General features: G+C 67.7%; 11 protein-coding genes. 6 read left to right on the forward strand and 5 right to left on the reverse strand.

All coding sequences use genetic code 11. The features are described from left to right. Positions 1–19: 19 nt before the first annotated feature. A complete protein-coding gene (cysZ, locus tag AVCA_RS04605; RefSeq protein ID WP_050764359.1) occupies positions 20–796 on the reverse strand; it encodes a sulfate transporter CysZ in 777 nt (258 codons plus the stop codon). Between the two features lie 589 nt (positions 797–1,385). On the opposite strand from cysZ, the gene AVCA_RS04610 reads away from it, so the two are divergent. Further along, on the forward strand, positions 1,386–2,780 hold the full coding sequence (locus AVCA_RS04610) for a cytochrome-c peroxidase (RefSeq protein WP_012699678.1): 1,395 nt from the start codon (positions 1,386–1,388) through the stop codon (positions 2,778–2,780). A 68-nt stretch (positions 2,781–2,848) separates the two neighbouring features. On the opposite strand, the gene AVCA_RS04615 is transcribed toward AVCA_RS04610, so the two are convergent. From AVCA_RS04615 to folM, 4 genes are all read right to left on the reverse strand, one after another. Then, positions 2,849–3,190 (reverse strand): HopJ type III effector protein, encoded by a 342-nt coding sequence (locus tag AVCA_RS04615; RefSeq protein WP_012699679.1) that lies wholly within the window; start codon positions 3,188–3,190, stop codon positions 2,849–2,851. Next, on the reverse strand, positions 3,187–3,480 hold the full coding sequence (locus AVCA_RS04620) for a DUF1244 domain-containing protein (protein WP_041806950.1): 294 nt from the start codon (positions 3,478–3,480) through the stop codon (positions 3,187–3,189). Before AVCA_RS04620 ends, AVCA_RS04615 begins: the two co-directional genes overlap by 4 nt. Before the next feature lie 108 nt (positions 3,481–3,588). Beyond that, entirely contained in the window at positions 3,589–3,966 is a 378-nt protein-coding gene (gene folX / locus AVCA_RS04625; RefSeq protein ID WP_012699681.1) for a dihydroneopterin triphosphate 2'-epimerase, read from the reverse strand. Between the two features lie 41 nt (positions 3,967–4,007). Then, complete coding sequence (gene folM, locus AVCA_RS04630; protein ID WP_175555927.1) at positions 4,008–4,751, reverse strand: dihydromonapterin reductase; 744 nt, start codon at positions 4,749–4,751, stop codon at positions 4,008–4,010. Between the two features lie 303 nt (positions 4,752–5,054). On the opposite strand from folM, the gene mdcA reads away from it, so the two are divergent. Genes mdcA through mdcE form a run of 5 tightly spaced genes read left to right on the forward strand, consistent with a single transcriptional unit; the run spans position 5,055 to position 9,543 of the window. Next, positions 5,055–6,716 carry a malonate decarboxylase subunit alpha gene (gene mdcA / locus AVCA_RS04635; protein ID WP_012699683.1) on the forward strand — a complete coding sequence of 554 codons (1,662 nt, stop codon included), beginning with the start codon at positions 5,055–5,057 and terminating at the stop codon, positions 6,714–6,716. Next, the gene (locus AVCA_RS04640) at positions 6,716–7,594 is read left to right on the forward strand and encodes a triphosphoribosyl-dephospho-CoA synthase (RefSeq protein ID WP_012699684.1); all 879 of its coding nucleotides are present in this window, start codon (positions 6,716–6,718) and stop codon (positions 7,592–7,594) included. Before mdcA ends, AVCA_RS04640 begins: the two co-directional genes overlap by 1 nt. Before the next feature lie 2 nt (positions 7,595–7,596). Then, positions 7,597–7,896, forward strand: coding sequence for a malonate decarboxylase subunit delta (locus tag AVCA_RS04645; protein WP_012699685.1), 300 nt, complete (start codon positions 7,597–7,599; stop codon positions 7,894–7,896). Next, complete coding sequence (locus AVCA_RS04650; RefSeq protein ID WP_012699686.1) at positions 7,889–8,740, forward strand: biotin-independent malonate decarboxylase subunit beta; 852 nt, start codon at positions 7,889–7,891, stop codon at positions 8,738–8,740. The genes AVCA_RS04645 and AVCA_RS04650 overlap by 8 nt, the downstream gene beginning before the upstream one ends. Beyond that, positions 8,737–9,543: a biotin-independent malonate decarboxylase subunit gamma gene (gene mdcE / locus AVCA_RS04655; RefSeq protein WP_012699687.1), complete on the forward strand. Its 807-nt coding sequence runs from the start codon at positions 8,737–8,739 to the stop codon at positions 9,541–9,543. The genes AVCA_RS04650 and mdcE overlap by 4 nt, the downstream gene beginning before the upstream one ends. The last annotated feature ends 16 nt before the right edge of the window (positions 9,544–9,559 follow it).

Raw genomic sequence — 9,559 nt, forward strand, 5'->3', positions numbered from 1 at the left:
CGGGGCGGGATCGGGACGCTCATGATGGCTTCTCGATCTCTTCTCGGTCGCGCTTGCCGACCACCGGTACGCCACCCTCGCGCACCCAGAACAGCGTGGCGCCGGCCACCGCGGCGGGCATCACCAGGAGGTTCAGGCCGGGCACCAGCAGCGCGGCGTAGGTGATGCCGCCGAAGCTCAGGCTCTGCCAGCGGCGGGCGCGCAGCCAGGCGAGCATCTCGTTCCAGGACAGCTTGTTGTTGTCGGCCGGATAGTCGATGTACTGCACGGCCATCATCCACACGCCGAACAGCAGCCAGAGCGGCGGGGCGAGCAGATTGAGCACGGGGATGAAGGACAGGATCAGCAGGAACAGCGCCCGCGGCAGCAGATAGGTCAGCTTGCGCCATTCGCGGCTGAAGGTGCGCGGCGCCATGTCGAGCAGTTCGCGCCAGTGGAAGGGCGGGAAGTGATCCTCGCCGCGCACCACCACCTCCACCTTTTCCGCCAGGAAGCCGTTGAAGGGCGCGGCGATGATCGTGGCCAGCAGGGTGAAGGTGAAGAACACGATCAATACCACCAGCACGACGAACAGCGGCCACAGCAGGTAGTCGAGGAAGGACAGCCACTGCGGCAGGTTGGGCATGAGGGCATCGACCCAGTGTTCGAACTGGCGTATCGCGAAGGTGATCAGTCCAGCGAAGAGCAACAGGTTGACCGCCAGCGGCAGCAGGACGAAAAGGCGCAGGCCGGGGCTGAGCACGAGTCTCAGGCCTTCGCCCAGATAGTGCGGGCCAGACAGGACGGACGGGGGCATGGGGGTCTCCGGAAGCTGATTCGCGCCGACCTTACCGGCTTTGCCGGAACAGGAAAAGCGCTGCTCGGGCCATGATAGGATCTGTCTATCGGGTAGATTGATATTGAAAATTTCCGCAGGCCGGGCACAGTGGGTAGCATGCCGACAGCGATATGTAGAGTCGCCAGACAGTTGCCGGGGCCTCCGCTCTCCTTGAAGTCTTCCCCTTGTGCGGTGGCTCCCCTTTTATACCTGTTCAGGCCTCGTGGCGGGGGTGTCGCAGCGCACACCGCCCGGGCCGTTTTATTCTCCCGCTCCCGGAGCGGTAGCCGCCGGCCGGCTGCAAGAGCACGGCGGCGATGCCGGTTTTTCCTTTCCCGTCTCGGTGCTTCGATTTTCGGCGCTTGCGGCGTCGATACATCGAGGCAAATGGCAAGATAGCTTTCTCCTATGAGGGGGATTGGCTTTAAGCATTTCCTTTGCCAGGGATATAGACGTTAAGGTGCCGTTCATCCGATTCGTGATTCAATCGACGGCCGGCGCCTCGCGTCCACGGCCGACGGGCCGTCGGCTGTCCCTTGGTTTAATCAACCCTCGCAAAGGAAGATCCGTGAAAAAGCTACCCCTCGTCATTGGAGCCTGCGTCGCCGGCTACTTGGCAACCGTCTTCATCGTAGACCGTTTCGACGTGCGTCTCAGCGAACAGCATCTGGCCAGTGCCCAACTGAACGGCATGGACAAGCTCACGAGCGAAGCCTTCAAGGTGCTGAACAGCAATGGTTGCCAGTATTGCCATACCCGCAACAGCGAGCTGCCGTTCTACGCCAACATGCCGATCGCCAAGCAACTGATGAACAAGGACATCGAGCTGGCCCAGCGCCAGTTCAACATCGAGTCGCTGCTGGCCAGCGCGCAACAGGGCAAGGCGGTCTCGGAAGTGGACCTGGCCAAGATCGAGTCGGTGATGCAGGACAACGCCATGCCGCCGAACCTCTACCTGGGCATGCACTGGCGGTCCCGGCTGTCCGACGAGGAGAAGGGCGTGCTGCTCGACTGGGTGAAGGCCGAGCGCCTGAAGCAGAGTTCGGCCGATGCGGTCGCCGACGCCTACAAGTACGAGCCGGTGCAGCCGATCACCACCAGCTTTCCGGTGAACCCGGCCAAGGTCGCGCTGGGCGAGAAGCTCTACCACGATACCCGCCTGTCCAGCGACGACACCGTCTCCTGCGCCAGTTGCCATGCCCTGGACAAGGGCGGGGTGGACCGCCTGGATGTTTCCGTCGGGGTCGGCGGCTCGAAGGGGCCGATCAACGCACCGACGGTGTACAACGCCGCCTTCAACGTCCTGCAGTTCTGGGACGGCCGCGCGGCCGACCTGCAGAAGCAGGCCGGCGGCCCGCCGATGAACCCGCTGGAGATGGCTTCCACCTCCTGGGAGCAGATCGTCGGCAAGCTGACGCAGGACGCCCAGTTGAGCGCCGAGTTCGCCGCCCTCTATCCGGAAGGCATCACCGAGAACAGCATCACCGACGCCATCGCCGAGTTCGAGAAGACCCTGGTCACGCCGAACAGCCGCTTCGACCTGTTCCTGAAAGGGCAGGGCGACGCTCTCAGCAGCGTGGAGAAGGAAGGCTACGAACTGTTCAAGACCGCCAAGTGCGCGACCTGCCACGTGGGCGAGGCGATGGGCGGCCAGTCCTTCGAACTGATGGGCATCAAGAAGGATTATTTCGCCGACCGCGGCAATGTCAGCGAAGTGGACCACGGGCGTTACAACGTGACCAAGGACCCGCACGACATGTACCGCTTCAAGGTGCCGACCCTGCGCAACGTCGCGCTGACCGCGCCCTATTTCCACGACGCCAGCGCCAAGACCCTGGAGGACGCGGTCGACAAGATGGCGGAGTACCAGGTCGGCATGAAACTGTCGAAGGACGAGATCGGCAAGATCGTCGCCTTCCTGCAGACCCTCAACGGCGAGTACCAGGGCAAGACCCTGCAGTGACCGGATGGCTCCGGGGGCCGTCGACACCGCGCCACGCAGCCGCGGAGGGTGGTGTCGACGGACTCTAGCTAGCCCTTGTGGCCGAGCGGCTGGCCGGCGAAGCGTACGCCGGCCAGGCCGCTGCGCATGAGCGCGCGGATGTTGCCGTGGTCGCAGCCTTGGGGATCGGCCAGCACGGCGCGGTAGTGCTCGCCGAAGGCCAGCAGGGCCTCCTCGTCGCCGAAGTTCTCCAGCAGCGCCAGGCCCAGGGTCTTGCAGGAGCCCTCGTTCTGCCCGGCGGCATTCTCCAGTGAACCGTTGACGAAGGCGCTCGGCCGGTAGTCGTAGTGCGCGGCGACGAAGGCCAGGGTGTCGGCGAAGGCGTGTTCCCCGCTGCGCAGGCGGGCACGGAAGTCGTTCAGATCGGTCATTTCCTGCTGCTCTTCTCGAAGGCCGCCGACTGCTCGGGGCTGGCCTCTTTCTGGTATTTGTTCTTCCACTCTTCGTACGGCATGCCGTAGATCTCCTCGCGCGCCTGCTCGACGCTGAGTTCGACGGAAAGGTCGTCGGCGGCGGCCTTCAGCCATTTCCACAGGCAGTTGCGGCAGAAACCGGCGAGGTTCATCAGGTCGATGTTCTGCACGTCCGGCCGGCTGCGCAGATGCTGGACCAGGCGGCGGAAGGCGGCGGCTTCGAGTTCGATGCGTTGTTCTTCGGTCATCTTGGTTCCCCGGCTGACAGTCGTCGGTGGACGGCCGGCGAGGCGGCCGTCGGGCGCGATCATACTTGGCGCCGCTGGCCGTCACCAGCGCGTCCGGGCGGGCCGCGCTCAGCTCTGGCGATGGGCGGCGAGGGTGATCGACACCGATTCGGCGAAGCGCAGGGCATGGGGCTTGTCCACCTCCACTTCGGCGTAGTGCACGCTCGGGTAGCCCATCACCAGGTCGAGGATTTCCTGGGTCAGGCGTTCGAGCAGGGCGAAGCGGTTCTCTTCCACGTGATGGATGATCACCTTGGTCAGGGTGCGGTAGTTCAGGGCCTGGTCGATGACGTTGTCGCGCACGGCATCCACGGCGGGGTAGAGCACGGTGAGATTGATCAGCACGTCCTGCTTGTTGAGGATTTCCTCCTCCTTGATACCGATATAGGTGCGCAGACGCAGGTCCTTGACCCGAATCCGCGCCATGCCTGGTTCCAGTCGCGGCATAGGCTCGCTCCGTCCTGTCGGTTGCGGAAGTGGCGTGGCACTCACTTGAGGTGACGGCCGCCGTTGACCGTCAGCGTGGTGCCGGTGACGTAGGGATTGTCCAACAGATAGCGCAGGCCCAGGTAGACCGCCTCGGCGCCGGGCTCGATGCCGAGGGCGGACTTGGCCAGGGTCCTGGCGCGGTATTCGGCATCGTCCTCCGGCTTGAAGAGGATCAGCGCCGGCGCGATGCCGTTGACCTTGACGCGCGGCGCCAGGCGCGCGGCGAAGGACAGGGTGAGGTTGTCGAGGCCGGCCTTGCTGGCGCTGTAGGCGATGTGCCGGGCGCTGCCCTTGCGTGTCACGTCGTCGCCGATATGCACGATGTCCGCCGGGCTGGAGCGTTCCAGCAACTCGGCGCAGTGCAGGTTGATCAGGTAGGGCGCCAGCATGTGTACGTTGAACAGGCGCTGGAAGATCCGCGCCTCCTCGCCGGGCGTCGCTTCGCCGGGCGTCGTCTCGCCCAGCCACTCCGAGGCGTTGTGCACGATGGCGCGCAGGCGGTCGGTGTGTTCCTTGAGCCGCCCGATGAAGGCGAGGATGCCGGCCTCGTCGGCGAAGTCCGCCTGCAGGGTCGGCACGCCGCGTTCGCGCAGCCGCGCGAGGCCCGGCCGTTCGTGGCCCGGCCGTTCGTAGCGGAAGGTGGCGATCACCGGCTGGCCCTCGTCGAGCAGGCGCTCGGCGCAGTACAGGCCTATGCGCTGGCTGGCGCCGGTGATCAGGATGGGAGCCGGGGACGCACTCATGGAGGACTCGCGCAGTCGGGGAGAGTGGGTCCAGCGACGCAGCATCCGGGCACCTGACCAGTTGGGAGAGACACCGCGCCACCGAACCTGCAGGGAACTTATAGCAGTGTCCCGCTTTGTACAACCGTGCCCGGCCTTCGGACCAGACCAAGGTATGACGACGCCAGGCGGGACTCGCCGGAGAGAGGTTTTTTTTCCGTGAATCGTTAACTTGAGAGTAATGAACGTCGAGCCAGCTTGATTGAACGCTCCCCGGCCGCCGCCCTACCGTGAGGCCTCGACAGCGGAACCCGTGGAGCAAGCATGACAACAACAATTTCCCCCCCGCCGCAGTGGTCGCGTCGGCGCAGCGAGAAGCTGCGCCGGCTCGAGCAGGTGCGAAATCTCGCCGATGGCGTGGTCCTGCCGAGCGACAGGATGGTCGCCGCCCTGGAAGCGCTGATCGCCCCCGGCGATCGCGTGGTGCTGGAAGGCAACAACCAGAAGCAGGCGGATTTCCTCTCCCGCTCGCTGGCCAGGGTCGATCCCGGCAAGCTGCACGATCTGCACATGATCATGCCCAGCGTCAGCCGTGCCGAGCACCTCGACCTCTACGAGCGCGGCATCGCCCGCAGGCTGGACTTCTCCTTCGCCGGCCCGCAGAGCCTGCGCATCGGCCAGTTGATGGAAGACGGCCTGCTCGAAGTCGGCGCCATCCACACCTACATCGAGCTGTACTCGCGCCTGGTGGTGGACCTGATCCCCAACGTCGCGCTGGTCGCCGGCTTCATGGCCGACCGCGAGGGCAACATCTACAGCGGCCCGAGCACCGAGGACACCCCGGCGCTGGTCGAGCCGACCGCCTTCGCCGACGGTATCGTCATCGTCCAGGTCAACGAGATCGTCGAGGACCCGCGCGACCTGCCGCGCGTGGACATCCCGGCCTCCTGGGTCGATTTCGTGGTGCTGGCCGACAAGCCGTTCTACATCGAGCCGCTGTTCACCCGCGACCCGCGCCACATCAAGCCGGTGCACGTGCTGATGGCGATGATGGCGATCCGCGGCATCTACGAGAAGCATAAGGTCCAGTCGCTCAACCACGGCATCGGCTTCAACACCGCGGCCATCGAGCTGATCCTGCCCACCTACGGCGAGCGCCTGGGCCTCAAGGGCAAGATCTGCCGCAACTGGACGCTCAACCCGCACCCGACCCTGATTCCGGCCATCGAGACCGGCTGGGTCCAGAGCGTGCACTGCTTCGGCACCGAGCTGGGCATGGAGAACTACGTGGCGGCGCGCCCGGACGTGTTCTTCACCGGCCGTGACGGCTCCTTGCGCTCCAACCGCATGATGTGCCAGCTGGCCGGCCAGTATGCGGTCGACCTGTTCATCGGCGCTACCTTGCAAGTCGATGGCGACGGTCACTCTTCCACGGTGACGCGTGGCCGCCTGGCCGGCTTCGGCGGCGCACCGAACATGGGCCACGACCCGCGTGGCCGCCGCCACGCCACCCCCGCCTGGCTCGACATGACCGAGCCGCTCACCCTGCTCGAGCGCGGCAAGAAGCTGGTCGTGCAGATGGTCGAGACCTACCAGGAAGGCGGCAAACCCACCTTCGTCGAGCAGCTCGACGCCGTCGAGGTGGCGCGCAAGGTCGGCATGCCGCTGGCACCGGTGATGATCTACGGCGACGACGTCACCCACCTGCTCACCGAGGAGGGCATCGCCTACCTGTACAGGGCGCGCACGCTGGAAGAACGCAGGGCGATGATCGCCGCGGTGGCCGGCGTCACCGCCATCGGCCTGCGTCACGACCCGAAGGATACCGAGCGTATGCGCCGCGAGGGGCTGATCGCCCTGCCGGAGGATCTCGGCATCCGCCGCACCGAGGCGAGCCGCGAGCTGCTCGCGGCGAAAAGCATCGCCGAGCTGGTCGACTGGTCCGGCGGCCTCTACGACCCGCCCGCCAAGTTCAGGAGCTGGTGATGAGCGCATTCATTGCAACGATACCTCGCCCGAGCCTGGCCGAACGCTTCGCCGACCTCGCCGTCGGGGCGCTGATCGACGAGGCCGAGCTGTCGCCCAAGCCGGCGCTGGTCGACCGGCGCGGCAGCGGCGCGCACCGCGACCTCGACCTGAAGCTGATGCACGCCTCGGCGCGCGCGCTGTGGCCGGCCTTCCACGCCATGGCCGAGGCCGCCCGGAGCCTTGCCGAACTCGACCGGCCGCTGCGCGAAACCATCGGTCGGCTCGGCCGCGAGGGCGAAGCGCGAATGCTGGCGGTCACCGGCGGGGTCAACACCCATCGCGGCGCGATCTGGGCGCTGGGCCTCCTGGTCACCGCCGCCGCGCTGGAACCGCAGCGGCTCGCGCCGGAGCAGGTGAGCCTGCGCGCCGCGCGACTGGCCCGGCTGGAGGATCGGCAGATGCCGGCGCAGCCGCCCAGCCATGGCGAGCGCGTGCGTCAGCGCTACGGCGTGCGCGGTGCGCGGGAAGAGGCCCGCGGCGGCTTCCCCGGCGTAATCCGGCATGGCCTGCCGCAGCTCCGGCGCAGCCGCGCGGCCGGCTGCGACGAAAACCACGCACGCCTGGATGCGCTGCTGGCGATCATGGCCCAGTTGGAGGACACCTGCGTGCTGCACCGCGCCGGCCTGGAGGGGCTGCGCTGCATGCAGGACGGCGCCCGCGCGGTGCTGGTGGCCGGCGGCAGCGCCAGCCTGGCCGGCCGCCGTAGCCTCAGGGATCTGGAGCTCGGTTTGCTGGAGTTGAACGCCTCGCCCGGCGGAGCAGCCGATCTGCTCGCCGTGACCTTATTCCTCGACCGCCTGGAGCCGATGCTCGGGGCGCCGATTGGGAGCTTGTAAACATGGAAACCCTGTCCTTCGAATTTCCCGCCGGCCAGCCGGCCCGCCAGCGCGCCCAAGTGGGTTGCGTCGGCTCCGGCGACCTGGAGGTGCTGCTCGAGCCCGGCCCGGCCGGTCGCCTGAACATCCAGGTGGTCACCTCGGTGAACGGCAGCGCCGAGCGCTGGCGCCACCTGTTCGAGCGCATGTTTGCCGGCGCCGAGCCGCCGGCCCTGAACGTCGATATCCACGATTTCGGCGCCACTCCCGGTGTGGTGCGGCTGCGTCTGGAACAGGCGCTGGAGGAGGTGAGCAATGTCTGATCTGAATGCACTGCTGCACAGCCGCAGCTTCGTCGAGCTGGGCGCCCGCCAGCGGGTCGCCGCGCTGCTCGATCGGGGCAGCCTGCGCGAGCTGCTCGACCCCTTCGCCCGGATCAAGTCGCCGTGGCTGGAGGCCCAGGGCATCGTCGCCCAGGCCGACGACGGCGTGGTGGTGGCCAAGGGCACCCTCGGCGGTCGCCCGGCGGTGGTCGCCGCCATCGAGGGCAACTTCCAGGGTGGCAGCCTCGGCGAAGTGGGCGGCGCGAAGATCGCCGGCGCCCTGGAGCTGGCCGCCGAGGACAACCGCAACGGCATCCCGACCTGCGCCGTGCTGCTGCTGGAGACCGGCGGCGTGCGTCTGCAGGAGGCCAACCTGGGCCTGGCGGCGATTGCCGAGGTGCAGGCGGCCATCGTGGAGCTGCGCCAGTACCGGCCGGTGATCGGCGTGGTCGCCGGCCCGGTGGGCTGCTTCGGCGGCATGTCGATCGCCGCCGCGCTGTGCAGCCACCTGCTGGCGACCCGCGAGGCGCGCCTGGGCCTCAACGGCCCGCAGGTGATCGAGCAGGAAGCCGGCATCGAGGAGTACGACTCGCGCGACCGTCCATTCATCTGGAGCCTGACCGGCGGCGAGCAGCGCTTCGCCTGCGGGCTGGTCGACGCCTATGTGGCCGACGACGCGCAGGCCATCCGCGAGCGGCTGCTGGGCATTCTCGAGGGGCCCGGCGACGCCCCGCCGCGCAGCCGCCAGTATCGACGCTTCCTCGACCTGCTGGGGCGCGTGGACACCCGCCCGCAAGCCGACGCCGCAGCTGTGCGCGCCCTCTACCAAGGAGACCAGCCATGAGCAACGCCCTTTCGCAACGCGGTCTGAACTGGCTGCGCGCCCTGACCGCCGACGCCGCCGAGCAGCCGGGCTACCCGGCCTCGCTGAAGGTGGTCGACGCCTCGCTGGCCGGCCGCCCGGCCCGCTATATCGCCGTGGTGCCGGATGCGGACAACCGCTTTCCGCGTGCCCGCAGCGGCGAGGTCGGCCTGCTCGAGGGCTGGAGCCTGGGCTGTGCGCTGGACGAGGTGATCCAGGCCGACTGCGACGCGCCGGTCAAGCGCGCGCTGATCGCCGTGGTCGACGTGCCCAGCCAGGCCTACGGCCGTCGCGAGGAGGCCTACGGCATCCACCAGGCGCTGGCCGGCGCGGTGGACGGTTATGCCCGTGCCCGTCTGGCCGGGCATCCGCTGATCGCCCTGCTGGTCGGCAAGGCAATGTCCGGCGCCTTCCTCGCCCACGGCTACCAGGCCAACCGCATCGTCGCCCTGCGCGATCCGGGGGTGATGGTTCATGCCATGGGCAAGGAATCCGCCGCGCGGGTCACCCTGCGCACCGTGGACGAGCTGGAGGCTCTGGCCGCCAGGGTGCCGCCGATGGCCTACGACCTCGACAGCTACGCCTCGCTCGGCCTGCTCTGGGAAACCCTCTCGGTGGACGCCATCGAGGCGCCGCAGGGCGACGACCTGGCGCGGGTACAGGCCTGCCTGGCCCACGCGCAGGCCGACATCCGCACCAAAGGCAGCGACCTGCGCGGCCGCCTCGGCGCCGCCAACCGCGCTGCCTCGCGCCGGGTGCGCGAACTGCTGCGGGCGCAGTGGTAACCGGCCGGGTGGAGGA

The sequence above is a fragment of the Azotobacter vinelandii CA genome, from assembly GCF_000380335.1.
In the GTDB taxonomy this organism is placed as follows: Bacteria; Pseudomonadota; Gammaproteobacteria; order Pseudomonadales; family Pseudomonadaceae; genus Azotobacter; species Azotobacter vinelandii.